This is a genomic window from Rathayibacter sp. AC451 (genome assembly GCF_979253095.1).
Genome location: NZ_CEEDBD010000001.1, coordinates 2,961,941 through 2,986,179, shown reverse-complemented (window position 1 = coordinate 2,986,179; position 24,239 = coordinate 2,961,941). Strand labels below are relative to the sequence as shown.

Here is a 24,239-nt window from a genome sequence, read left to right as displayed (position 1 = left end):
CGGACCATGGTGAAGATCGCCCTCGACCCCACGCCCTTCCACAGCACGCACGAGCTGCTGGAGTTCCCGCGGCTCGTCGCCGACCTCGGCTACGAGTGGATGCAGCTGACGCCGCACCCCGACTTCATCCCGTTCCACCGCCGCGCCCGCGCCGACGACGCGCTGGTGGGCGCGCTGAAGAAGGCGGTGTCGGACGCCGGCATCGGCATCTGCGCGCTGCAGCCGGTGCTGCGCTGGTCCTCCCCCGACGAGTCGCTGCGCCAGTACGCGGTGAGCCACGCCAAGCGCGTGATCGAGATCGCGGTCGAGCTTGGTGTGCCGGTGATCAACACCGAGTTCAGCGGCCGCCCCGAGGCGCAGGAGGAGTCAGAGAACTCCTTCTACCGCTCGATGGAGGAGCTCGTGCCGATCCTCGAGCGCGAGGGAGTGCGGATGAACGTCGATCCGCACCCCGACGACTTCGTCGAGGAGGGCCGCGAGGCCCTGCGCGTGCTGCGGGGCGTCAACTCCCCCGCCATCGGGTTCGTCTACGTCGGCGCGCACAGCTTCCACCTGGGCGGGCTCGGCGGCGACGCCGAGGGCATCGTCGCGGCGGCCGGAGACAGGCTGGGCGCGGTCTTCGCGGCCGACACCTTCGACCACCACCGCTCCCACGGCCTCCGCTACATCTCGAACCCGCCCGGCAACGCCGCCCGCGTGCACCAGCACCTGGCCATCGGCGACGGCGACGTCGACTGGGAGCAGCTCTTCGCCGCCCTCGCGACGAACGGGTTCCTCGACCGCGAGGAGTCGATCCTGGTCTCCAACGTCTTCGCCGAGGACGAGACGGCCGAGGCGACGTCGCGCGCCCAGCTCGCGCGGATCACTGAGCTCGTCGCGGGGGCACGGGGCTGAGCTCGGGCGGGTACAAGGTTGCAGGGAGGTGACGTCTTGGCTGCGGGGAACCACAGACGGACGACTGCTCCGTCACCAACCGACTTTCCGTCGTCACGACAGCGCCAACCGCCCCTCGACGAGCAAACCCGCCCTTGGAAACACGAGACGCGCGCGGAGCCGGTCCGCGTCACCACGACTCCCTTGCGCAACTACCAGTCTGCCTCGAAAACTGACCAAAACCGTCGCAGGTGGTTAGCTTTCGCGATGCTGCTGCACACCGCCTGAACCCGCCGTGCCGGCCCTACGGGCATCGCCCGGTACGATGCGCCGAAAGCTAACGTCTCAGCGACACGCCTCCTTCGATCGGTGCATCGAAACGTTGCCGGGAAGTGAAAAGTGCCGTGAGTTTCAACTTTTGATATCGTACGACGACGCCTCAGCGAAGTCATGGAGGACTAAGTGGCCCATATCGTTTCGTTTTCTATCAGCGGCCTCGCTGGCCGGAGCTCGCGGATTACGAGACGATTAGATAGACATGTCAATGTTTTTTGGGACTTAATGGAAGTGGTAAAACCACCCTGTTGAAGGTGTTGCACGCCGCTCTCAATAATGAAACGGAATCCCTCTCGGACTTGCCGTTCGATCGTGCGATTGTGGACATTTACGACGATTCATTTGGTGTGTCGATTCGTCGTGAGTTTGTGAGGCGCGATGTAAAGCCTGAATCGGAAGCAACGCGCGAATACTACCTTGCGACGGGCGATGATGATGAGCCCTGGGTGACCGACAACTCAGAACGACTGTCGGGCCATTGGGTTGTCACCAGCGAACTGCACTCAAACGCGATTATTGACAAATCAGTTCAGGAAGTTTTTGCGGGCCGCAAGATCGTCCACTCATACCTGCCCATCTCTCGTGTCGCGGATGAGCCTCGAAGTAGCGCATCAAAGGGAGTCAGCTGGTCAACGTCGACCGGCTCCCGAGATAGCTCGAGCGCCGACGAGGTCTTCGTTCGCCAAGTGCGACGAAGGTGGTCGGACTACAACTCTCGCAGCAATCGACGGATTCGTGACATCCAACAGAAGGGTCTAGCCGCCGTCCTGGCCATTTTGTTCGGCGGAGCCCGTAGCGGCCGTAATCTAGAGGCGCAGAAAAAAGAGTGGCCCGCTTCAGAAGCGTATGAGATTGTCAAAGGGTTCCTGCGCCAACAGGAGATTGTGTTGGCAGTCGGGCGCGACGAATTTGTGCGGCGGTACACCAATTCTTTTGAACATCAGGAGGTCGTGTCGGAGATTGAACGAGTACAAGCCGCCTCTGCGCGTGTTCTGGCACCGCAACGCGAGTTTCAAAGCGTTATCGACGAAATGTACATCGGAAATAAGCACATCAGCTTTGAAGCAACGAAGCGGTCGCCCGAGCCCGTCCTGCAAGTTCAGATCTCGAAGCGGCCTGTTCCACTAAAGGCTCTCTCGTCAGGGGAGAAGCAGCTACTGCAAATTCTTCTCGAGACCCTAGCGTCTGACGACAATACCGTGATGATTGACGAACCTGAATTGTCACTGCACGTGGATTGGCAGCAGCAACTTGTCGAGTCCATGCGTCGTATTAATCCGAGCTGCCAGCTACTACTGGCGACTCATTCCCCAGAAGTCCAGGTCGATGTTCCGGATCGGTACATCTTCGAACTATGACGAAACAGACACAAGACTTGCGCGTTTTCGCCCGTCGCGTCAGGATGAGCCGGACGCAGACGTGGGTGTTGGTAGAAGGGCGAAGCCACGATAGGCCGTTTTATGAACGACTGTTCCGGCGCTTGCCTGCAAATTCGAAGAAACGTACAAGCATAAGGCTTGTAGAACAAATATCTATTGATGGAACAGCAGCAGGCGGGAAGCCTCACGGCCTCCAAATTCACCATGAACTTAGCAAGACGGGACATCTCGTTCAGGAAAATCGCGACGGCTACCGCTACATACTCTTAATGTTGGACCGAGATCTGGATCTCGTAAGTGGGAACGCGGTCGACACGCCTTCTATAATCTATACCGAATACGCCGACGTGGAAGCCGAGATCCTTGCAAGAGGCGACGTCGTTCGTGGAGTGAGTTCAGCACTAGGCGTCACTAAGCAGCAACTGCGCCCAAAAAAAGTTGAACTTTCCACTCCGCTGGCCTCTCTCGCAGAAAGTTGGAAGGAGTGGATTAATCTCGGTTTGCTTTCCTGCTTATGTGCGCCACAACTTGCAACGCGCATGCGCGCTCCCTCCCAGATCAATCTTGCTCAATTCGGTGAGCTCGACCAAAGTCGTCACGAGACACTTCTGCAGCTACTGAATGCGGCGCAGAAAGTCTCCGACTCCGAGCGTTCGGAGGTCGAACGTCTGATAACCAGCATGTGGAAGAGTGGAGAGATCGAAGGCGTCGTCAAAGGGAAATGGGCGTCCGCTTACTGTCTCTTCTTGGCCCAGGCGGCTCTTGCAGGGCAAACGGTGCGACGCGGAATATCGAGCGAGACGGTAGTTTCGACCGTTCTCGAGACGATTAGGTTCAAGGGGTCTTGGACTGAATACTATGAGTTGCGCGTCACGCGCGCCTTCGCTGTGACTCCGAAACGGGAAGCTAGTACGCTGCCGGCAAAGTCTTTACGCGACGACCGAGGCGAGCGTCCGGAAGAGATGCCGACCTGATCTGCGACACTTAGGACCTCATGAGCGCGAGGGGACTCCAACGCCCAATGACTTTGCTCTTCTGCGGCACTCCGTTCATTTAGGTGGCCGCAAGAGGGTGTACAAGCAGTTTTTTGGGTTGCCGCCCGTTACCGGACGCGAGCTCGCAAGGCGTCCGATCGGAGGCGTAGACACTCACTTCGGTGTGGCTCACGCCGCTCGCCGCTCCCTTCGGCCCCGACCGCGAATTCGCATGACGCCGGATCAGCCGTGGTCTCGCGGCCGTCGACATCCGCCTCTCCCCGTCTCGGACTCTCACTGACCTCACGTCGACCGATCTCCACGGGGCTCCGGCGTCCAGGGAGGGAAACACCCTCAGAGTCGCCTTCGGCGGAAAATTAACGCGTCCGCTTTTCGTCGAACGCTCCTACAAGTACTATGTAAGGACATTCTTACCGCTACTAAAGGAGCTCTCCGTGCCTCTCGTCCGCATCGACCTCACCCGTGGCCGCAGCCGCGAGGGCGTCCGCGCCGTCGCCGACGCGATCCACACCGCCATCGTCGAGACCTACGGCATCCCGCCGCGCGACCGGTTCCAGATCGTCACGCAGCACGAGCAGGGCGAGATCATCGCCGAGGACGCCGGGCTCGGCTTCGAGCGCGAGGCCGACGACGTGGTCGTCGTGCACGTCTTCACGCAGCGCGGCCGCTCCGACGAGATCAAGCAGCAGCTCTACTCCCGCATCGCCGAGCGCCTCGCCGAGGTCGGCGTCGACGGCAGCAGCGTCTTCATCGGCTACGTCGAGAACGGACCGCAGGACTGGTCCTTCGGCTTCGGCGCGGCGCAGTACCTGACCGGCGAGCTCGCGGTGCCGCGCCCGGTCCCCGCCTCCGCGTAGGCGCCGTGCCCGCGAACCCGGTCGAGCGCGGCTCCGCGCTGACCGCGTGGGGGCAGGTGCTGCGCGATCTGCGGCGACGCCTCGACTCCGGCGAGCTGCCTCCCGGAGCGAGGCTGCCCGCCGAATCGGCGCTCGCCCAGCAGTACGGGGCGAGCCGTGTCACGGTGCGCCGGGCGATCGCCGAGCTGACCGCGCAGGGCCGGGTCGTCACGCGGCCCGGCTCCGGCACCTACGTCGGCGCGCAGACGGACGCCCGGGTGCGGCTCGACCTCTCCCTCTCCTGGCGAGAGCAGGCGCTCGGCGCCGGCCGCGAGGCGCGCACCGAGGAGGTGCCCGCTCCGCCGCCCGTCCTCCCGCCGAGCCTCGCCGCGCTCCTCGGCGCCACCCCGACCGGCGGGCTGCTCGACTCGGCGAGCGGACTCCACCTCGTCGACGGCGTGCCGATCGGGCTCACGGAGGCGTGGATCCCGTACCGGCCCGCGGCGAGCGCCGTCGGGGGCGACGCTCGGCTCGTCGAGCACGGGGTGCTCGATCTCGATACCGCGTCGCGCGAGCAGGCGGGCGTGCTGCAGGTGCCGTCGGCGACTCCGCTGATCGTCGTGGCCGCGCGGAGCAGCCTCGCGGCGACCGGGGAGGCCGTCGCGTTCTCGCGGACCTGGTGGGTCGCCTCCCGCGTGCGCCTCGTGCAGTCGCGCGCCCTCTCCGCGGCCTCGAGCGACCTGCCCCGCGGTTGACGTCCGGGGCGCGCCCCGCCGGCCGAGGCCGCTCGCTCCCGACAGCCGGAGCGCCTCCTCCGAGGGACCGGCCGCCCCCGACCTGTCCTCTCGAGCGCACCGGTCGAGTCGCTTCATCCTCTTTGGAGCAGAATGTCCGAACATTCTATTGACGCAAGGCGGTGCGAGAACTAGCTTGAGCCCCGGCGATGACGCCACCACCGAGCGGAGCGATCCGCGCGGCGAACCCGAAGGGACACGACGAAGTGAAGCTCTCGAACACGACGCGGATCACCGGCGCACTCGCGCTCACCGCCTCCGCCGCCCTCCTCCTCACCGCCTGCACCGGCGGCGGAGCGGCCTCGACGGACACCGCGGGCGGTCTCGCCGACGGACTCGGCAGCCGCGCCGAGAACCGCAACGCCTACTTCTTCACCTACTACAACCCGGCCAGCGACGTCTTCTGGGCGCAGATCGAGAAGGGCGCGACCGACGCCGCCGAGCTCGGCGGCCTCGACCTCACCTCGCAGACCGCCGACGGCGACCCCGACAAGATGGTCGACCTCGTCAACACCGCCATCGCGACCGACCCGTCGCTGATCCTCATGCCGTTCAACGAGGGCGAGAAGTGGGTGCAGGTCGCCTGCGACGCACACGATGCGGGCATCACGGTCATCGCGTACAACGTGCCGGCGCCCGAGTCCGCGGGCGACTGCGTCACCGGATTCGTGGGCCAGGACTTCCGCGAGGTCGGCACGATCGTGGGCGAGGCCCTGATCGAGCAGGTCGGCCTCGAGGACGGCGACCAGGTGCTCTTCGCCGCCGAGGAGCCCGACCAGAACTACGCGATCCAGCGCGGCGGAGGCGTCCAGGACGCCATCGACGCCGCCGGCATCGACGTGCAGGGCGAGTACCTCCGCACCACCGGCACCGACGCCGACGCGCTCGACGCGATGACCTCCTGGCTCACCGCCCACCCCGACGCGAAGGCCGTGGTCCCGCTGGGCGGCACCCCGCACCGCAACGCTGTCGCGGCCGAGGACGCCGCGGGCGTCGAGATCCCGATCATCGGCTTCGACACGTCGACCCAGGTCGTCGACGGCATCAAGTCGGGCCGCATCCTCGCGACCGCCGACCAGCAGGGCTACGTGCAGGGCTTCCAGTCGGCGATGCAGGGCGTGCTGAACCTCGACTTCGGCCTCTCCCCCGCCAACATCAACTCCGGCGGACTGGGCCTGATCACGAAGGACAACGTCGACCTGCTCGAGGCGAAGGACCTCCAGGGCATCCGCTACTGATGCCCGTGCCGCCGCGGGGGCCCTCCCGCGGCGGCACCCACCCTCCCCGCACCGATCGCGCCCGAGAAAGCCGAGCCCCCGTGTCCTCCTCCGTCAGACCTCCCACCTCAGAACCCGTCCTCGTCGCTCCGCTCGCGACCCAGGGCATCCACCAGCCGCAGCCCGGACGACGCCTGTCCGACAACGTGGCCGTCACCCGCGGCGACCGGTTCCGCGAGAACCTCCGCTACACCCGCGGCCGCGGCGCTCTCGAGATCGGCATCATCACCGCCGTCGTCTTCGTCGCCTTCTCGATCACGAGCCTGATCGCCCCGACCGCGTTCCCGTTCCTCTCCGAGAGCAACCTCTCGGGCGTGATCTCGCAGTCGATCCCCGTCTACGCGATCCTCTCGATCGGCGCCGGCATCCTGATGATCACCGACGAGTTCGACCTGTCGCTCGGCGCCAACATCGGATTCTCGGCCATCGTCTTCATCCGGGTCACGGAGTCGGCGGGCTGGCCCGTCGGCGCCCTCGTCGGCATCGGAGCGGCCGTCAGCATCGCGCTGATCAACGGAGCCGTCGTGATCGCGACGAAGATCCCCTCCTTCATCGCCACCCTCGGCCTCGGCTTCTTCTGGCTCGGCGCCAGCTACTTCGTCAACGGCACCGCCCCGGCCGTGCTGTCCTCGGACGAGGGCCTGAAGACCCTGTTCGCCGGCGACTTCGGCTTCTTCCGGTCGCAGCTGATCTGGATGATCGTCATCGGAGTCGTCGCCTGGGTGTTCCTGCACCGCCACAAGGTGGGCAACCACCTCTTCGCGGTCGGCGGCAACGCGGCCGCGGCGAAGGCCATCTCGATCAACCCGGTCAAGGTGAAGCTGCTGGCCTTCGCGCTGCTGGGCCTCATGGTCGGCATCGCCGCGATCCTCATCTCGGTCCGCACGAGCGCCATGCAGCCCGGCACCACCCAGGACTACACACTGCTGGCCATCGCCGGCGCGGTCGTCGGCGGCTGCTCGTTGAACGGCGGACGCGGCTCCATCACCGGCATGATCGTCGGCGCCGCGCTCATCCAGCTCATCCAGAACGGGCTCATCCTCGCGAAGGCCCCCGGCTTCTACGTGCAGCTCTTCGTCGGGCTCCTCATCGTCGTCGCCGCCGTGTTCAACAAGCTCATGGAAGGGAAGGCGTCATGACCGACACCTCCACCGCCGGGATCCTCACCGAGGCCGCGCGAGCGGGCCACCTCGAGGACCCCCTCCTCCGCGTCGAGGGCATCACGAAGAAGTACGGGCAGAACACCGTGCTGAACGACGTCTCGTTCGACATCGGCAAGAGCGAGGTCGTGGGCCTGCTCGGCGACAACGGCGCCGGCAAGTCCACACTCGTGAAGATCCTGTCGGGGGTCGTCCCGATGACCTCCGGCGACTACTCCTGGGACGGGGTGCTGCAGCCCAAGGTCGACCGCTCGGTCACCGAGTCGCTCGGAGTCGAGACGATCTTCCAGGACTCGGCCCTGGTGCCGACCATGTCGATCAGCCGCAACATCTTCATGGGACGCGAGATCACCAACCGCCTCGGCTTCATGAAGATGAAGGAGATGGACGCGATCGCGACCGAGATCCTCGACACGGTCGTCACCATCGAGGGCATCAAGAGCTCGCGCCAGCTGGTCGCCTCGCTCTCGGGCGGTCAGGCGCAGGCCGTCGCGATCGCCCGGGCCGTGCACTTCAAGCGCAGCCTGCTGATCCTCGACGAGCCCACCTCGGCCCTGGCGGTGCGGGCGACGGAGGCGCTGCTGAACTACCTGCGCCAGCTCAAGACGGAGGGGGTCAGCTCGATCCTCGTGACCCACAACCTCCACCACGCCTACCAGGTCTGCGACCGGCACATCGTGATGAACCACGGCCGCAAGATCCTCGACGTGCGCCGCGAGGACACGTCGGTCGAGGAGCTCACCGCCGCGGTCGTCGAGGGCGCGGAGGGCGTGCGCCGCTTCCGCGAGGGCGCCTCGCTCACGCAGACGGCCTGATCGCCGCCCCGCCACCCCTGCCGCCCCCCGCCACCGAGGCGGACGGGGCGGCAGCGGCGTTTCAGGGACGGCGATCCTCCTTGAGGCCCCTCGCCGTCCGCGGATCGGGGCCCGCGGCCGACGGCCGCCCTGTTCCGTGTGAAGCGGCCTCAGCTCCGGAGCGTGAAGCTCGGTTTCTCACCGAAGCGCGCCTGGTAGGTGCTCGCGAAGCGCCCCAGGTTGCCGAAGCCCCACTCGCGCGCCACCGCGGCGACGGTCGTCGAGCAGGGGTCGCCGGCCACGAGGTCGGCGTGCGCGCGGTCCAGGCGCACGTCGCGCAGGTAGATCGACGGCGAGACTCCGAGGTGCCGCTGCGTGGCCTGCTGCAGGGTGCGGGTGTGCAGGCCGGCGGCGCGGGCGGCGTCGGCCGGGGTGATCGGGTCGCGGGCGTGGTGCTGCAGGAAGTCCAGGGCCACCCGGGTCCGCGAGGCGGACGGGCGGCGGAGGATCTCGGGCACGTCCCACGCGCGCCACGGGAAGAGCGCCAGCAGCGCCCGGGCGAGATTCAGCTCGGCGGTGAAGCGCACGAGCGGAGCGGTCGCCGCGGCGGCGAGCGCCGAGGTCGCCTCGGACACCGCGGTGCGCCAGCGCAGCAGCACACCGGGATCGGGGTCGGCCTCGTGGTCGAAGGAGACGGGCTGGCGCGGGCCGGCGTGCGACTCCGTCGCCACGTCCTCGAGGAAGCCCGGGGCGAAGTGGATCAGGTTCTGCCGGTGCGGCAGGAAGTCGAGGGCGAAGTGGCGCTCGGCGGGGAACAGGAACGGCGCCGATGCCGCCCCGGTCCGCGTGAAGGGGCGCAGGTCGAGCACTCCGCCGCCCGCGCGGAACCAGCCGACGACGTACTCGCGCAGGTGCGGCACCTCGCCCGTCAGCGCCCCCGCGCAGTCGGAGGTGCGCAGCGTGACGCGCTCGCTGCCCCGGAACGCGTAGCGGAAGGAGAACCCGCCCGCCCTCGGAGCGACGCGGAACCGGCCACCGCCGTAGGCGTCGGCGTAGACGGCCGAAGCCGCATCGGGATCGACGCCCGTCACCTCGAAGCGCCGCTCGGCGCCTCCCGTCGCATCGGAGGAGGAGCCGAACGGACTGCCCGTCGTGAACGTCGACCCGCTCATGACGGCCGCCCGGGCCGGCCGAAGAGGGTGTGATGCCGCATGGAGGGACCTCGCTGTGTCGTTCGCCCGACGGCCCGGCCCCGGTCGGGGTCCGCGTGCGCGTCGGCTGCTCTTGAGACGTGTTCGGGGGTCGTTTCGTCACGTTTCCGGCCCCTGAGAAGTCCCTCCACAGCGAGAGGCGGAGCCGGGGATGCGCCGGGCGGCCATCCTGATCGGCGAGGGCCGCCGCGCCTGGTAGGCATTCCGGGAGGGTGGCGGAACGACCCCGGGCGTGCCGGGGCGACGCCACCGCGCTCACGACGGCAGGAGGCGATCATCGACGACGACCCCCTCCTGCACGCCTCCGACGCCGTCCTCGCCGCCCGGGCCGTCGACGGCGACGTCGCGGCGTTCGAGCAGCTCGCCCGCCGGCACGGCGCACTGATGCGCGTCTACGCCGCCAAGCTCCTGGGCTCGGACATCGAATCCGACGACGTGGTGCAGGAGGCGTTCCTCACCGGGTGGCGCCGTCTGGCCGATCTCGACAGCCCCGCGCACATCCGCAACTGGCTGATGCGCATCGTGACCCACAAGGCGATCGACCGGATCCGGGTCCGCCGCCGCCACGACGACATCGACGACTGGGACCCGCCCGCTCCCGCCGAGCACTCCCCCGAGCGCATCGTCGAGGCCCGCCTCCAGCTGGACGCCGTCTGGGAGGCACTGGACCGATTGCCCGCCGATCAGCGACGCTGTTGGCTACTCCGCGAGACCGCCGGCTACAGCTACCAGGAGATCGCCGACGCTCTCGACCTCCCCGTCTCGACGGTCCGCGGCCTCCTCTCCCGGGCTCGACGATTCCTGCTCCACGAACTGGAGGCATGGCGATGAACCTCGACGACGCCGTGCCCGACGACGACCTCGACGGCCACACGCTGGACGAGCTCGGCGAGTACCTCGACCGCGGACGCACGCCCCTGGATCCCTCGATCGAGAACTCCGCCGCCTGCCGCCTCGCTCTGGCGAACCTCACCCGGCTGACCGAGCTGTCGGCCAGCGCCCTGCGCAGCCGGGCCGACCGCGAGCCCGACCGCGACGACGTCTGGATCGCGGGACTGCTCGACGCGATCCGCTCCGAGGTGCGCTCCGGCCGCGACGTGCCCATCCGCCACCCCGACCCCGGGCTGCGCCTGGCGCTCACCGAGGCGGCGGTGCGCGGCATGATCCGCCGGGCCGGCGACACGATGGGCGGCGTCATCATGGGGCGGTGCACCCTCGACGGCGACGTCGCGACGCCCGGCGCGCCGATCCGGGTCGACGTGACCTGCGCCCTCGAGTTCGGCCTCTCGGTCGACGAGGCGGCCGATCGGCTCCGCGACCGCATCCGCTACGCCCTCGAGCGCCACACCGAGCTCGTCGTGACGACGATCGACGTGACCGTCGACGACGTCTACCCCCGCAGGGAGGACCGACCGTGACCGACGACACCGCACTGTCGCAGCGCCTGACGGCGGCGATCCGCGAGGCGGAGGGCGTCGTCGGGGTGTATCCGGCGCAGCCGATCCTCGAGGCGGCCGCCGACGCCCTCGCCGTGAGGCTGGCGCTCCGGCAGCCCGACGTGCTCGTCGACATCGACCGGTCGGAGGGGTTCACCACCGTCAGCGCGCACATCGCCGCGTCGGCCGCACTGCCCGTCCCCGAGACGCTGCGGTCGGTCGGCGAGCTGCTGCGCGGGATCCTCGCGGAGGAGCCGGGCGTGACGGGTCCGCTCGCGGTCACCGTGAAGGTGCGGCTCGTCGAGGACTCCGGCCGCGCCGAGGGCTAGGACCTGGAGCACGCGAGACCGCGTCCAGCGGACCCCGGCCCGCTCAGAGCGGGAACCCGACTCCGGTCAGCCGCTCCGACGCGTCCCAGAGGCGAGCGGCGAGCGTCTCGTCGCGCGAGCGCCTCGAGCGGCCGATCAGCTCCGCCCCTCCGCGCATGTGCAGGAACCGCTCCGGACCGGTGAAGGCGCCCGGAGGCACGTCCCCGGTCGCCGCGAGCAGCACCGGCAGCGCGCCCTCCTCCGGGCTCTGCGCGAGCAGCGCGGTGAGCCGGCCGGCGATCCCGGTCGCGCCTCCTGTCATCCCCGTGGCGACGAAGCCGGGATGCGCGGCGACCGCGAGGACCGGCGATCCGGCCGCCGCGAGCCTCCGCTGCAGCTCGGCCGTGAAGAGCAGGTCGGCCAGCTTCGAGGCGGCGTACACGCGCGACTCGCGGTAATGGGTGCGCTCCGCGTTCAGGTCGTCGAGGTCGATCCGTCCCATCCGCTCGGCCTGCGAGGCGAGCGAGACGACCCGGCCCCGGAGGTGCGGCAGGAGCAGGTTCGTCAGCGCGAAGGGGCCGAGGTGGTTGGTGCCGAACTGCCGCTCGAAGCCGTCCGCGGTCGTCTCGCGCTGAGCGGTCGAGACGCCGGCGTTGTTGATCAGCACGTCGATCGGCCCGCTCCACTCGGCGGCGAAGCGGCGGATCGACGCGAGGTCGGCGAGGTCGAGGCGGCGCACGAGCGTGTCGCCCGAGATCGCCTCGGCGACCCGCTCCCCCTTCGCCGTGTCGCGGACCGCGAGGACGACGCGCGCACCGGCCGCTGTCAGGGCGCGGGCGGTGGCGAGGCCGATGCCGCTGGTGGCGCCGGTGACGAGGAACGTGCGGCCGGACTGGTCGGGGAGCGAGGAGGTCATAGTGGCGAGACTAGGCACTGTCTAGAATCTAGTCAATGCCTAGCAGTACGATCGTCGGGTGACCCCGCCCTTCCACCACGGCAACCTCCGCGCGGAGCTGCTCGAGCAGGCCGAGGCCCTGCTGCGCACCGACGGCGTCGATGCGCTGTCGCTCCGCGAGCTCGCCCGTCGGGCCGGCGTCAGCCACGGCGCCCCGCGGAGCCACTTCGTCGACCGGCAGGCGCTGCTCGACGCCCTCGCGGTGCTCGGCTTCGAGCGGCTGACGGAGGCGGTGCACGCGGCCGTCGAATCGCCCGGCGCGTTCCCGGAGCGGTTCCGCCGCGTCGGCCGCGCCCACGTCGCCTTCGCGGTCGAGCACGCCGCGCTGATGGAGCTCATGTTCCGCCTCGGCGCCACCACGGGTCCGGTGCGCGACGCCTCGCTCCGGCTCTTCCAGGTGCTCGACGACGCCCTCACCGACGATCCGTCGGGCGATCCCGGGGCTCGCGAGCGGTTCCAGCTCCTCTTCGCGGCGTCGGTGCAGGGCACGGCCGCGCTCGTGATCGCGCAGCGCGTCACGCCGGAGCAGGGCGGGGTGCTGATCGACGACGCGACCGACGCGATGCTCGGGTCGGAGCTGTGGGAGCGCGTGCGGGGCTGAGGACGGGCGAGTAGCGCTGAGGTGGGCGCGGAGTGACGCGGCCGACCACCCGCGGGCGCCGATCCGTGTACGCCGATCCGTCCCTCCCGGTCGCCTCGTCCCGGTTCCGAGAGCCGTTCGCGCCGGGTCGATCGGCCGTGCGCGACGGATCAGGGGCGAGAGCCATCGGAGGCGCAGGCCGGACGGGTTCGGAGCAGGCGGACTCGGGAGAGACGGACTCGGAACAGACGACCTCAGAACAGACGGACCGCGTCCGAGGGCTCGTCCAGGCCGCGCACGAGCACCGGGATCCTCTTGCGGAAGGCGAAGAACCCGCGCGACGCCGACGGCCACGCCGTGCCGTCCCAGCGACGGCGCACGGTGACGAGCGCGACTCCCTCCTCCGCGAGGGCGGAGCGGAGCGCGTCCAGTCGCTCGCGGACGGGACCGATCGGCGCGTACGGCACCACCACGGTGTCGAGCCGCTCCGAGCCCGCCCAGTCGAGGACCCCGGCGGGCGACGCGTCCGCCAGCACGCGCGCCTGCCGACCGCTCCCGTCGTGCGCGCGCTCCGCGGCGTCGGCGAGCGCCGCCGCGGTGAAGGCGTCCACGGCGTCCGACACCGCGAGAGGCGATCGCCCACCCGCGTCGGCGGCGGCGGCGACCGCCACGAGCCGCTCCGCCAGACCGGGCTGCTCGGCGAGGAGGCTCTCCGCCTCGAGGTCCTCCTCGTGCAGCAGGAGGCCGGGACGGGCGCCGACGGTCCCGACCACGTCGTCCGGGTCGATCTGCTCGCGGGGCGGGAAGGGCTCCTCGGCGAGCGCGGGGGCCGAGGCGGCGAGGCCCTCCGGGGAGAAGCGCCCCTCGGTGTACCGGGCGATGTTCGACGCGGTGGCCAGGTACGTCTTCCCCGGGGTCTGCAGACCGGCGACCCACCGCCAGGACAGGGTGTTGGACGCGGCGTCGCCGTCGAGCAGGTGCCGGTAGAAGAAGTCGGCGCCGAGCTGCCAGGGCAGCTCGAGAGTGAAGATCCAGATGCTCGCGAACCACATGCGCGTGTGGTTGTGCAGGTAGCCGGTGTCGACGAGCTCGCGCACCCAGGCGTCCATCGCGTCGATCCCGCTCCGCCCGCCGATCGCGTCGCGGTACCCCGACGGAGGGTCCCCCGCGGCGAGGTCGTCCACCTCGCGGCGGTAGCGGCGCCACACCTCCGGGTTCTGCTCGAGCCAGCCCTTCCAGTAGGTGCGCCAGAACACCTCCTGCACGAACTTCTCCGCCGCGGTCAGCCGGTGACGCCCGAGGACCGCCGCGACGACCTCCTTCTCGGTCACGAGCCGGTGGCGGAGGTACGGGGAGAGCCCGGAGACGTTCTGCCGGGACGGCCCGAGGTCGTGATTGCGCTCGCGCGCATAGGCGGAACCGGCGCGGGCGACGAACTCGTCGAGCGCCTCGAGACCGGCGGCTCGGGTCGGGATGAACATCGCCCCATCATCCGGTCCGTCCCGGTGCGGAGACTGACAGCGCTCGCCGCTGCGCATGCGGGAGGCCGCAGCGCCTCGCCGCCCTCCGCACTCCGCACTCCGCACTCCGCACTCCGCACTCCGCACTTCGCACTGCGCCACAAGTTGCGGGAAGCGCGAGCCGTCACCGCACCTTCTGGAGGAGGGCTCGCCCCGCCTGCACCGCGGGGACCCGACCCCACCGCAGGAAACCACCGCACGCACCCCCTAAGTTGGGGGCCGGGGCCGACGGAAGGAACCGCAGATGAGCATGGAAGGCGTGGCCTGGAGCTCGCTCTACAAGATCTCCACCGTGAGGGACGGCGCGCACGGCATCTCGCGGGAGTCGGTCCGCCGGATCCTGACGTTCGCGGTGCCCTATCGCCCCAAGCTGCTGGTCTTCATCGCCCTCTCGATCGCGGGGGCCTTCCTCGCGGTCGCGACGCCGGTGCTCGCCGGCCAGGTGGTCGACGTCATCGTCGCCCGGGGCGAGGTCGCCACGATCATCCGTCTCGCCGTCGTCATCGCCCTCGTGGCCGTGGCCGATGCCGCCGTGTCGCTCGTGACGCGCTGGTACTCGGCGCGGATCGGCGAGGGCGTGATCCTGGACCTCCGCACCGCCGTCTTCGACCACGTGCAGAAGATGCCGATCGCGTTCTTCACCCGCACCCGCACGGGCGCCCTCGTGAGCCGCCTCAACAACGACGTGATCGGCGCGCAGCAGGCGTTCAGCGGCACGCTGTCCGGCGTGGTCACGAACCTCGTGGCGCTCATCCTCACCCTGATCGTCATGCTCAGCACGTCCTGGCTCGTCACGGTCCTCGCCGTGATCATGCTCCCCGTCTTCCTGGTGCCCGCGCGCCGCATGGGCGGCCGCCTCGCCGCGCTCCGCCGCGAGGCCGCCGACCACAACTCCGCCATGAGCACCCAGATGACGGAGCGGTTCTCGGCGCCCGGAGCCACGCTCGTCAAGCTGTTCGGCCGTCCCGACGAGGAGGCGGAGGAGTTCCGCGTCCGCGCCGCCCGCGTCCGCGACATCGGGGTCCGGACGGCGATGCTGCAGTTCGTCTTCGTCACCGCGCTGATGCTCGTCTCGGCCCTCGCCCTCGCGCTCGTGTACGGGCTCGGCGGCGTCCTCGCGCTCGGCGGGAGCCTGGACACCGGTGAGGTGGTCACCCTGGCGCTGCTGCTCACGCGCCTCTACGCACCGCTGACCAGCCTGGCGAACGCTCGGGTCGAGATCATGAGCGCGGTCGTCAGCTTCGAGCGCGTCTTCGAGGTGCTCGACCTCGAACCGCTCATCCAGGAGAAGCCCGACGCCGTCACCGTCCCGGAAGGGCCCGTGTCCGTCGAGTTCGACGACGTCCGCTTCGCCTACCCGTCGGCGGACAAGGTGTCCCTCGCCTCCCTCGAGGAGGTCTCCACGCTCGACACCCGCGGTGGGGAGGAGGTGCTGCACGGCGTCTCCTTCAGGATCGAGCCGGGGCAGACCGTCGCCCTCGTCGGCACGTCCGGCGCGGGGAAGTCCACGATCGCGCAGCTGCTCTCGCGCCTGTACGACGTCGACAGCGGCGCCGTGCGACTCGCCGGGACGGACGTCCGCGACGTCACGTTCGACTCGATGCGGCACACGCTGGGCATGGTGACGCAGGACGGCCACCTGTTCCACGAGACGATCCTCTCGAACCTGCGCCTGGCCAGGCCGGAGGCGTCCCTCGACGAGGTGTGGGACGCGGTCCGCCGCGCGCGGCTCGAGCCGCTCCTGCGCTCCCTGCCGGACCAGCTGGACACCGTGGTGGGAGAGCGCGGCTACCGTCTCTCCGGCGGCGAGCGCCAGCGCCTGACCATCGCGCGGCTCCTGCTCGCCCAGCCGCGCGTCGTCATCCTCGACGAGGCGACGGCGGCGCTCGACTCGACGTCGGAGGCCGCCGTGCAGGCGGCGCTCAGCGAGGCGCTCGAGGGACGGACGGCGATGGTGATCGCGCACCGCCTCTCCACCATCCGCAGCGCGGACCAGATCCTGGTGGTGGAGGACGGCTCGATCGTGGAGCGCGGCACGCACGAGGAGCTGCTGGCCGCGGGCGGGCGGTACGAGGAGCTGCACCGCACCCAGTTCGCGGTGCAGAAGAGGGCGGCTGCAGAAGCCGAGGCCTCGCTCGAGGTCTGACCGCCGCCGCCCCGACCGGCGCCGGCCGCGGCCCCGTCCACCGCCCTCAGCCCCGCAGTGCGTAGGTCAGCACCGCGTTGCCGGCGCTCGTGATCGACGAATCGCGCAGCTCCAGACGCGTCAGCGGATCGCTCGGCTCGAACAGCCGGCGTCCGGCCCCCGCGATCACCGGGTGGACCATCAGAGTCAGCTCGTCGAGAACCCCCGCGAAGAGCAGCTGCCGGGTGAGCGAGATGCTCGAGAACACCGAGATCCGGCCGCCCTCCGTCTGCTTCAGGCGGCGGAGGAACTCCACGGCGTCCCCCTCGATGAGGGTGGCGTTCCAGCCGAGGTCCCCGGAGAGGGTCGTCGACGCCACGAACTTCTCGATCGGGTTGACGAAGGCGGCGAACGGATCGTCGGCGGGCGCCGCCGGCCAGTACTGCGACCACTCCTCGAAGCCGGCCCGGCCCAGCACGGCGGTGTCGACCTCGTCGATCATCCCGCCCATCAGCGCTCCCAGCTCGGCGTCGAAGCTGTCGAACTGGAACAGGTTCGGCGACTCGACGACTCCGTCGACGGACGAGAACAGACCGGCGGTGAGCATGCGCATGGGAGGCCTTCCGGGGCTCGGACCGGGGCCGCTCCTGCGGTCCCGCGCTGAGCGTCCCGGGTGCGGGCGCCGCCGTCAAGAGGGCCGGCGGATCCGGGGCAGTGTCTCTCCGCATCCCCCGGCGGGCAAGGGGGCGCGGCGCTCGAGGAGCACGACGGACTCTGAGGGGACACCACGATCCTCTCGGAGGCAATGATGTTCTTCCACGTGCAGCGACTCATCAACGACATCGAGCAGGACGAGCCGGATCCCGCCGCCGCGAACGCGCTGCAGGAGGGGCTCGGCGGGCAGTTCGGCGAGATGCGCACCATGATGCAGTACCTCTTCCAGGCGATGAACTTCCGCGGCGCCGACGCGAAGCCGTACCGCGACCTCATCCAGGGCATCGGCACGGAGGAGATCAGCCACGTCGAGCTCATCGGCACCACCATCTCGCGCCTGCTCGACGGCTCCCCGCGCTACAACGGGAAGCCCGCGGATCCGCTCGACACCCCGGGGGCCGGCGGAGCGACTCCGCTGAACATCGCCCTCGACACGGGCAACATCCACCACTACCTCGTCGGAGCGCAGGGCGCGATGCCGGTGGATGCGGTCGGCAACCCGTGGAGCGGCAGCTACGTGTACAACTCGGGCAACCTCGTGCTCGACCTGCTCTACAACCTCATGCTCGAATCGACCGGGCGCCTGCAGAAGTGCCGCATCTACGAGATGACCGACAACAAGACGGCGCGGTCGACGATCGCCTACCTGATCGTGCGCGACCAGGCGCACGAGAACGGCTACGCCAAGGCGCTCGAGACGCTCGGCATCGACTGGAAGAAGACCCTGCCGATCCCGAAGACGAACGCCGAGAGGTTCCCCGAGGTCAAGAAGCTCATCGACCTGGGGCTGCAGAGCAAGCAGTACACGTTCGACCTGGAGGGCGCGTCGGAGGCGGGGAAGATCTTCCGCGGCGCCTCGCCTTCGAACGACGGCACGACCCTCGAGTCGAAGGAGCAGGCTCCGGAGGGAGTGCCCTCGGTCATCGCTCCGGAGCGCTTCGAGGAGTTCTCGCCGGGCCTGGACCCCGAGCTGCTGAAGCTCATCCAGTCGACCGCCGAGATGGAGCTCGACGAGATCAGCTCGTTCTACGGCCCGACCGGGAAGTAGCGCCGCCGATCCGTCGCGGACGGCCGCCCGGATCCCGCATCCGCAGCCGTTCGTGACGGATCGCCGGCCGCTCGGAGCGAACACGGGTTCCGGGCGGCCGCCGCAGCCGCTTCGCTGGGTCCGTGACACGGATTCTGGTGCTGGGCGGGACGGGGTGGCTGGGGCGCGGGATCGCGGAGGCCGCGGTGCGGCGCGGTCTGGAGGTCGTCTGCCTGGCGCGCGGCGCCTCCGGAACGGTGCCCGACGGCGCGCGGCTCGTCCGGGCCGATCGCACCGAGCCGGGCGCGTACGACGCGCTCGACGGTGACTGGGACGCGGTCGTCGAGCTGGCCACTGCTCCGCCGCTCGTCGCCGGCGCGCTCGACGCGCTCGCGGAGCGCGCCGCGCACTGGACGCTCGTCTCCTCCGTGTCGGTCTACGAGCGGAACGACGAGCCGGGTGCCGACGAGACCGCGCGGCTCGTCACTCCCGCCGACCCCAACGACTACGGCCACGCGAAGGTGCTCGCCGAGCAGGCCTCGAGCGCCCGCCTCGCCGAGCGGCTCCTGACCGTCCGCCCGGGTCTCCTCGCAGGACCCGGGGACCCCAGCGACCGTTTCGGCTACTGGCCGGCGCGACTGGCGCAGGGCGGGCGGGTGCTCGTGCCCAGGAGCGCCGGACGCCGGGTGCAGGTCGTCGACGTGACCGATCTGGCGGAGTGGATCGTCGCGTCGGCGATCCGGGGCGCACCGGAGTCGCGAACGCGGTCGGCCCGAGCACGCCCTTCTCCGAGTTCCTCGCCGCGGTGCGGCGCGCGACCGGGTTCGACGGCGAACTCGTGGAGGCGTCCGACGATCAACTGCTGGAGCACGGCGTCCGCTACTGGGCGGGGCCGCGATCGCTGCCGCTGTGGCTCCCGTCGTCGGATGCGGCGTTCGCGCAGCGGGCCGGTGCCGCCGACCTCGCTCCTCGGCCGCTCGCCGAGACGATCGAGCGAGTGCTGCAGGACGAGCTGGCGCGGGGAGTCGATCGGCCGCGCCGGTCCGGTCTCACGCACGGCGAGGAGGCCGAGCTGCTCGCGGGGCTGGGGGTGAGGCCCGTCGGCGTGACGCTCGGGACCGGGTCGGTCTCGATACGCCGATGCGCGGCTGCTCGACCAGCCGAGACTCGTCCGCCGACCGGACAAGCAAGCAGCACGCCCGCCCCCTTCCGCTGATCGAGTAGGCCGCGCAGCGGCCGTATCGAGATCCCCCGCTCCCGCACCCCGGCCCGACGCCGCCGCGCTCAGCCCGCGAGCGTGAAGCCCAGGATGCGGTCGTCGTCCGGCCCCGGATCGCCGCGGCCGTCGGTGTTGCTCGTCGCGACCCACAGGCGGCCGTCGGGCGCCTCGGCCACGTCGCGCAGGCGTCCGTGCTCCCCCACCGCGTGGTCGCTCCACGTCGTCGGATCCGCGACCGGGACCGCGCGCAGCACCTGCCCGCGCAGGTTCGCGAGGTACAGCGTGCCGTCGACCTCCGCCAGGCCGCTCGGGCTGGCCTCGTCGGGGTTCCACTGCTGCACCGGGTCGACGAAGCGGTCGTCGCCCGCGACGCCCTCGACCGTCGGCCAGCCGTAGTCCTCGCCGGCGCGGATGACGTTGAGCTCGTCCCAGGTGTCCTGACCGAACTCGGTCGCGAAGAGCGTGCCGTCCTCGGCCCAGGCGAGCCCCTGCGGATTGCGGTGCCCGGAGCTGTAGACGAGCGAGTCGGGGTAGGGGTTGTCGTCGGGCACCGCCCCGTCGGCGGTCATGCGGAGGATCTTGCCGCCGAGCGAGTCCAGGTCCTGCGCCCGCTCGGTGCGTCCCGCGTCGCCGACCGTCGCGTAGAGCAGCCCGTCGGGGCCGAACGCGATCCGCCCGCCGTCGTGGTTGCTCGCTGCAGGAAGCCCGTCGAGGATCGCCTCCGGCTCGCCCAGGGCGAGCGAGCCCGCCTCGCCCGAGACGTCGAAGCGCTGGATGCGGTTGCCGTCGGAGCCGGTGGAGTACGCGTAGAGGCGGTCGCGGTCGTCGACCGCGAGACCGAGCAGTCCGCTCTCGCCGCGGGCGACCACTCCGTCGACGGTGCCGATCGACCGCGTCCCTCCGCCGGAGGCGAGCTCGAGGATCCGGCCGCTGTCGCGCTCGCTGACGAGCGGAGTGCCGCGCAGGAACACGATCGACCAGGGCGCGTCGAGTCCTGCGGCGACGGTCACGGGATCGGTCGGCACAGCGGTGCCTACGGCGCCCCCCTGCGCCGAGGACGAGCGGGGCGGCGCCGGCTCGGCCGCCGTGCACGACGTGAGCAGGGCCGCGATCCCGGCACCCGCGAGAGCGAGGCGGAGACGCGTCACGCGGATCCCGAGTCGGAGCGGTGCGGGCGGCCGCGGCGCGGGATCGCCGCGAGGTCGATGCCGAGCACGCTCCGCAGCCGCGAGCAGAAGACCCGCTCGAGCTCGGCCGTGGCCGGGTCGCCCTCGGCCCAGATCCGGGCGGCGGCGCAGGCGTCGGCGAGGCGGCTCGCGGTCAGATCCGACCACCACTGCTCCTCGGCGGCAGCGGCGAGCAGAGCGCGCGCCTGGTCGACCTCGGCGCGGGAGCGCACCAGCAGCCGCCGGGCGGACTCCGGGTCGGACATCGCCGACCACAGCTCCGCGATGCGGGCGTCGAGCAGCACGTCGGCGCGAAGGCAGGCCTCATCGACGACGGAGCGGGCCTCGCTCGCCGAGAGCGGAGCGCGGGTGGACACCGCCGTCACGACCGGCCCTGGTGGGCGGCGGCGCGGGGACGGCCGTGGGGGGGACGGCAGGGGCGGGGAACCAGTCATCGGGGTGACCTCTCACTCGTGCGGGGGCGTCGGGCGGACGTCGCTCCGCGGTGCCCGGACGGGGCAGACGGGGCGAGGCGGGCGGAGTCGATCTCCCGCGCCGGTCCGGCGACGTCCGGCCGAGACGGCGGAGCACTCGGGGGAAGGGCTCCGCAGCCCGGTCCTCCGACCGTATCTGAGGGGTCCCTCAGACAGGGAGGGCTTGCCAGGGCCTCCCAGGCAGTCCGCGGGCGCGGCCGCCGCGGGCTCTCGCGTGCGGAGTCGTCGCGAACGGCGCCCGGGCGTGCTCCCGGCGGCTCCGACGTCCTGTTGCGGACGTGTCCGCTAGCGGGCCTTGTGCGCCCCCTCGCCGCTCCCGAGACTGAGGGGCCCGCCTCCCGCGCGGCACCCGCCACCGGAGGTACCGTGCCATCCCACCCTGCTCCGACCGTCGACCGGCGTGCGCCTCTGCGCACGTGGCTGCGCGGCGGATCGATCGGACCGACCGAGCTCTCTCGGCGGGGCGGCCTCCTGGTGCTGCTGTCGATCCTCCTGATCCTGGTGCCGATCGCGATCCTGACGCTCGTGCACGCCGATGCGCACCTGGCCCTGAAGGTGACCGTGGTCACGATCACGGTCACCGCACTCGTCGGAGCGCTGCTGCGCGTCGTGGCCGACGCCCGCCCGCTGCCCCGCAGCGATCTCGACCGGGCCGGCAAGGCCGTCGGAGCCGTCGCGGCCGTCTTCACCGTGCTGTCCGTGGCCGTCGACTGGAGCATCATCCGTCTCTGATGCGGCGGCGGGCCCCTGCCCGGGTGTCCTCTTGCGGACGTGTCCGGAAGCGGAGCTTGTCGGGTCCGGCCCCGTCTCACGAGACTGAGGGGCCCGCGACAGCGCGGGAGAACGGCCGTGGACGGCCGAGACGATCTCTGGAGGACGCCGTGCGGCACCACCTCGCCCCTCGCCCGATCCCGCGCACCCGCGCCGAGCGCTCCTCCTGCCTCCTGTGACGGCGACCGAAGCGGCCGTGGCGGTGCACGAGGAGGCCGTGGCGGCGCCCGACGCCGACGCGCTGCTCGATCGAGCACCCGCGGATGCGCGACGGCGCACCCGCCTGCGCGCCTGGCTCCGCGCCGGCTCGTTCGGCCCGACCGAGCTCTCGCACCGGGGCCTGCTGCTCGTGCTGCTGTCGATCGTGCTGGTGCTGGTCCCGGTGCTGACGCTGACGCTGATGGACGTCGACGCGCACGTCGCGCTCAAGGTGTGGCTGCTGGCGATCACGGTGATCGCGCTCCTCGGAGCGATGCTGCGCGTCGTCGCCGACATCCGGCCGACTCCGCGCAGCGATCTCGACCGCGCCGGGAAGGCCGTCGGAGCCGTCGCGGCGCTTTACACTGCGGCGGCCGTGATCATCGACTGGAGCATCCTGCACCTCTGATCCGACGCATCGCGAATGGCCCCCCAATCGGGGGTTACCTCTCGCTCCGAAGAGCTTCAGGATCAGCGAAGGGGGATCGAATGGTGAACAGCAGCAGAAGATGGCAGGTCGGCGCGATCGTCGCGCGCGTGCGGGCGTCCGCAGCGATCGGCGCAGCGGCACTCGACACGGCGACGCGCGCGGGCCTCAAGCTCGAGGTCCTGCGCATCGCCGACAGCGTCGACGCAGGGCGGATCGGCACCGAGCAGGCGATCGACGCGTTCCGCCGCATCGTCGACGAGGTGACGGCCGGGCCGTCCGAATCGATCGCGGGCGGCTGAGAGTCGCGTCCCGACTCTCTCGGCGACGGCGCCGCAGGCCCGGCGCCTCCCGATCCGTCACGGACGGTCGCCCCGGCGCGGTCCCGACAGCAGTTCACGCCGGATCGACGGGTCGGCTCGACCGTTCCTGACGGGCCGACGCCGGAGCCACCCGCCCCTGACGAAGCGACACCGCGGACATCGGTCGCTGACAGATCGACGCCGTGGATGTGACGGATCGTCGGGGTCGTCGGCATGGCCGACGCTGGGTCAGCGGCTGCCGCAGCATCCGACGGTCGATGCCATCCGCGTAGGCATCGTCCCCCTAGAGGGTCGATCCGTCCTGCCGCTGACGGACGGTGAGGACCATGACCGCGTACACACCGTCCTCAGGGACGATGACATCGAGGTCCTCCGGAGCCACCCCGCTACTGAGGGCGATGTCGACCATGCGGTCGATCGACCGCGGAACGACCGCGGGCCAGCCGACGCCGCGCTGGTTGAAGTGCAGCTGCGGCCGACCGGACAGCATGTTCGAGACCACGATGCTTCCGCCTGGTGCGAGGCAGGCGAGGGCGGATCGGATCAGGGCCTCGCAGGCACGATCGCTGCCGTACTCCCACACGCCGAGCATGTCGATCAGATGGAAATGCTCCCGAGGCAGCCGTCGGCACGCTCTGACGATGTTGTCGTTCACGATTGTCACTCGATCGGTGAGACCCGCGTCTACGGCCAGCTCAGCGGCGAAGGAGAGCGCTTGCGGGTCGAGGTCGACGAGGACGAGATCCGTCATCGCCTCGGACCCGTTCTCGAGGGTCGCGAGAGCATCGAGGACGGGAACCGCAGCGCCGCACCCCAGACTCAGGAGGTGCATCGGACCGGCGACCTGCGCGGCAGCAGCGCGCACCTGCTCGGCGAAGACAGCGGCTCGAGCGCGTAGTGCGATTCCATCGATCATGTTGGTGAAGAGGACGCGGGACCGCTCGTCGGACACGCCGCCTGCGAGGACCCGACCGGCATCGTCGATCCGCTGCAGGGGGTAGAGCCCGAGCGCGGAGGCGCCCGGAAGATGAGTGCGGCCCCATTCGCGCATCGTCCCGCCGTCCGGTGGCAGCCCCGGAACCGACTCCCCCGAGTCGAGGTAGAGCCAGACCGCGGCTTCGTTCGTGGAGAATTCCCCCGAGGAGAAGACCGGCGCCCGCAGGTCCGGATCCGCCCCGAGGGCACGGTCGAGTCGATCACCGAGCGCGCGGAGCCGGTCGCGCATCTCGGGCGTCTCGTCGCTGGGATCTCCGACGCGCACCGTGCGATGCCGCACTGCGAGCCCCGGCCGGAGACGGTGCGACCGGGTCTCGACCACACG

General features: G+C 70.4%; 25 protein-coding genes. 18 read left to right on the top strand and 7 right to left on the bottom strand.

Features of this window, described 5'->3' with window-relative positions:
- Positions 1-9: 9 nt before the first annotated feature.
- The 8 genes from AC0CID_RS14270 (at position 10) to AC0CID_RS14235 (ending at position 8,465) form a co-directional block, all read left to right on the top strand.
- Complete coding sequence (locus AC0CID_RS14270) at positions 10-894, top strand: sugar phosphate isomerase/epimerase family protein (protein ID WP_465228111.1); 885 nt, start codon at positions 10-12, stop codon at positions 892-894.
- A 569-nt stretch (positions 895-1,463) separates the two neighbouring features.
- Positions 1,464-2,567, top strand: coding sequence for an AAA family ATPase (locus AC0CID_RS14265; protein ID WP_465227312.1), 1,104 nt, complete (start codon positions 1,464-1,466; stop codon positions 2,565-2,567).
- Positions 2,564-3,562, top strand: coding sequence for a hypothetical protein (locus AC0CID_RS14260; protein ID WP_465227311.1), 999 nt, complete (start codon positions 2,564-2,566; stop codon positions 3,560-3,562). Before AC0CID_RS14265 ends, AC0CID_RS14260 begins: the two co-directional genes overlap by 4 nt.
- 455 nt (positions 3,563-4,017) lie before the next feature.
- Positions 4,018-4,440 carry a tautomerase family protein gene (locus AC0CID_RS14255; protein WP_465227310.1) on the top strand — a complete coding sequence of 141 codons (423 nt, stop codon included), beginning with the start codon at positions 4,018-4,020 and terminating at the stop codon, positions 4,438-4,440.
- A 5-nt stretch (positions 4,441-4,445) separates the two neighbouring features.
- Positions 4,446-5,174, top strand: coding sequence for a GntR family transcriptional regulator (locus AC0CID_RS14250; RefSeq protein WP_465227309.1), 729 nt, complete (start codon positions 4,446-4,448; stop codon positions 5,172-5,174).
- A 245-nt stretch (positions 5,175-5,419) separates the two neighbouring features.
- Complete coding sequence (locus AC0CID_RS14245; protein ID WP_465227308.1) at positions 5,420-6,451, top strand: substrate-binding domain-containing protein; 1,032 nt, start codon at positions 5,420-5,422, stop codon at positions 6,449-6,451.
- Positions 6,452-6,531: 80 nt separating this feature from the next.
- Complete coding sequence (locus AC0CID_RS14240; protein WP_465227307.1) at positions 6,532-7,629, top strand: ABC transporter permease; 1,098 nt, start codon at positions 6,532-6,534, stop codon at positions 7,627-7,629.
- Positions 7,626-8,465 carry an ATP-binding cassette domain-containing protein gene (locus AC0CID_RS14235; RefSeq protein WP_465227306.1) on the top strand — a complete coding sequence of 280 codons (840 nt, stop codon included), beginning with the start codon at positions 7,626-7,628 and terminating at the stop codon, positions 8,463-8,465. The genes AC0CID_RS14240 and AC0CID_RS14235 overlap by 4 nt, the downstream gene beginning before the upstream one ends.
- Before the next feature lie 149 nt (positions 8,466-8,614).
- Here AC0CID_RS14235 and AC0CID_RS14230 read toward each other — a convergent pair whose 3' ends face one another.
- A complete protein-coding gene (locus tag AC0CID_RS14230) occupies positions 8,615-9,616 on the bottom strand; it encodes a helix-turn-helix transcriptional regulator (RefSeq protein ID WP_465227305.1) in 1,002 nt (333 codons plus the stop codon).
- A 423-nt stretch (positions 9,617-10,039) separates the two neighbouring features.
- On the opposite strand from AC0CID_RS14230, the gene AC0CID_RS14225 reads away from it, so the two are divergent.
- Genes AC0CID_RS14225 through AC0CID_RS14215 form a run of 3 tightly spaced genes read left to right on the top strand, consistent with a single transcriptional unit; the run spans position 10,040 to position 11,420 of the window.
- Entirely contained in the window at positions 10,040-10,486 is a 447-nt protein-coding gene (locus AC0CID_RS14225; protein ID WP_242683463.1) for an RNA polymerase sigma factor, read from the top strand.
- Entirely contained in the window at positions 10,483-11,073 is a 591-nt protein-coding gene (locus AC0CID_RS14220) for an Asp23/Gls24 family envelope stress response protein (RefSeq protein WP_207407511.1), read from the top strand. Before AC0CID_RS14225 ends, AC0CID_RS14220 begins: the two co-directional genes overlap by 4 nt.
- Positions 11,070-11,420 carry a hypothetical protein gene (locus AC0CID_RS14215; RefSeq protein ID WP_465227303.1) on the top strand — a complete coding sequence of 117 codons (351 nt, stop codon included), beginning with the start codon at positions 11,070-11,072 and terminating at the stop codon, positions 11,418-11,420. The genes AC0CID_RS14220 and AC0CID_RS14215 overlap by 4 nt, the downstream gene beginning before the upstream one ends.
- A gap of 43 nt (positions 11,421-11,463) precedes the next feature.
- Here the strand turns inward: AC0CID_RS14215 and AC0CID_RS14210 are convergent, their stop codons facing one another.
- Positions 11,464-12,315, bottom strand: coding sequence for an oxidoreductase (locus AC0CID_RS14210; RefSeq protein ID WP_465227302.1), 852 nt, complete (start codon positions 12,313-12,315; stop codon positions 11,464-11,466).
- Between the two features lie 58 nt (positions 12,316-12,373).
- Between AC0CID_RS14210 and AC0CID_RS14205 the strand changes: the two genes are divergently transcribed.
- Entirely contained in the window at positions 12,374-12,955 is a 582-nt protein-coding gene (locus tag AC0CID_RS14205; protein ID WP_465227301.1) for a TetR/AcrR family transcriptional regulator, read from the top strand.
- A gap of 233 nt (positions 12,956-13,188) precedes the next feature.
- On the opposite strand, the gene AC0CID_RS14200 is transcribed toward AC0CID_RS14205, so the two are convergent.
- Positions 13,189-14,415, bottom strand: coding sequence for an FAD-binding domain-containing protein (locus AC0CID_RS14200; RefSeq protein WP_465227300.1), 1,227 nt, complete (start codon positions 14,413-14,415; stop codon positions 13,189-13,191).
- Between the two features lie 283 nt (positions 14,416-14,698).
- Here AC0CID_RS14200 and AC0CID_RS14195 point away from each other — a divergent pair, with 283 nt between their 5' ends.
- Positions 14,699-16,600 (top strand): ABC transporter ATP-binding protein, encoded by a 1,902-nt coding sequence (locus AC0CID_RS14195; RefSeq protein WP_465227299.1) that lies wholly within the window; start codon positions 14,699-14,701, stop codon positions 16,598-16,600.
- A gap of 46 nt (positions 16,601-16,646) precedes the next feature.
- Here the strand turns inward: AC0CID_RS14195 and AC0CID_RS14190 are convergent, their stop codons facing one another.
- Positions 16,647-17,192 (bottom strand): dihydrofolate reductase family protein, encoded by a 546-nt coding sequence (locus AC0CID_RS14190; protein WP_465227298.1) that lies wholly within the window; start codon positions 17,190-17,192, stop codon positions 16,647-16,649.
- Between the two features lie 195 nt (positions 17,193-17,387).
- On the opposite strand from AC0CID_RS14190, the gene AC0CID_RS14185 reads away from it, so the two are divergent.
- Both AC0CID_RS14185 and AC0CID_RS14180 read left to right on the top strand, forming a co-directional pair.
- The gene (locus AC0CID_RS14185) at positions 17,388-18,341 is read left to right on the top strand and encodes a manganese catalase family protein (RefSeq protein ID WP_465228110.1); all 954 of its coding nucleotides are present in this window, start codon (positions 17,388-17,390) and stop codon (positions 18,339-18,341) included.
- A 122-nt stretch (positions 18,342-18,463) separates the two neighbouring features.
- Positions 18,464-19,414: an NAD-dependent epimerase/dehydratase family protein gene (locus AC0CID_RS14180; RefSeq protein ID WP_465227297.1), complete on the top strand. Its 951-nt coding sequence runs from the start codon at positions 18,464-18,466 to the stop codon at positions 19,412-19,414.
- Positions 19,415-19,604: 190 nt separating this feature from the next.
- Here AC0CID_RS14180 and AC0CID_RS14175 read toward each other — a convergent pair whose 3' ends face one another.
- Together AC0CID_RS14175 and AC0CID_RS14170 are read right to left on the bottom strand one after the other, a co-directional pair.
- Complete coding sequence (locus tag AC0CID_RS14175; RefSeq protein ID WP_465227296.1) at positions 19,605-20,687, bottom strand: PQQ-dependent sugar dehydrogenase; 1,083 nt, start codon at positions 20,685-20,687, stop codon at positions 19,605-19,607.
- Positions 20,684-21,091: a hypothetical protein gene (locus AC0CID_RS14170; protein WP_465227295.1), complete on the bottom strand. Its 408-nt coding sequence runs from the start codon at positions 21,089-21,091 to the stop codon at positions 20,684-20,686. Before AC0CID_RS14170 ends, AC0CID_RS14175 begins: the two co-directional genes overlap by 4 nt.
- A 474-nt stretch (positions 21,092-21,565) precedes the next feature.
- Here AC0CID_RS14170 and AC0CID_RS14165 point away from each other — a divergent pair, with 474 nt between their 5' ends.
- From AC0CID_RS14165 to AC0CID_RS14155, 3 genes are all read left to right on the top strand, one after another.
- Entirely contained in the window at positions 21,566-21,931 is a 366-nt protein-coding gene (locus AC0CID_RS14165; RefSeq protein ID WP_465227294.1) for a hypothetical protein, read from the top strand.
- 214 nt (positions 21,932-22,145) lie between these two features.
- Positions 22,146-22,577, top strand: a complete 432-nt coding sequence (locus tag AC0CID_RS14160; protein ID WP_465227293.1) for a hypothetical protein — start codon at positions 22,146-22,148, stop codon at positions 22,575-22,577.
- A gap of 80 nt (positions 22,578-22,657) precedes the next feature.
- Positions 22,658-22,897, top strand: a complete 240-nt coding sequence (locus AC0CID_RS14155) for a hypothetical protein (protein WP_465227292.1) — start codon at positions 22,658-22,660, stop codon at positions 22,895-22,897.
- A gap of 304 nt (positions 22,898-23,201) precedes the next feature.
- On the opposite strand, the gene AC0CID_RS14150 is transcribed toward AC0CID_RS14155, so the two are convergent.
- Entirely contained in the window at positions 23,202-24,179 is a 978-nt protein-coding gene (locus tag AC0CID_RS14150; RefSeq protein ID WP_465227291.1) for an SAM-dependent methyltransferase, read from the bottom strand.
- Positions 24,180-24,239 lie beyond the last annotated feature (60 nt).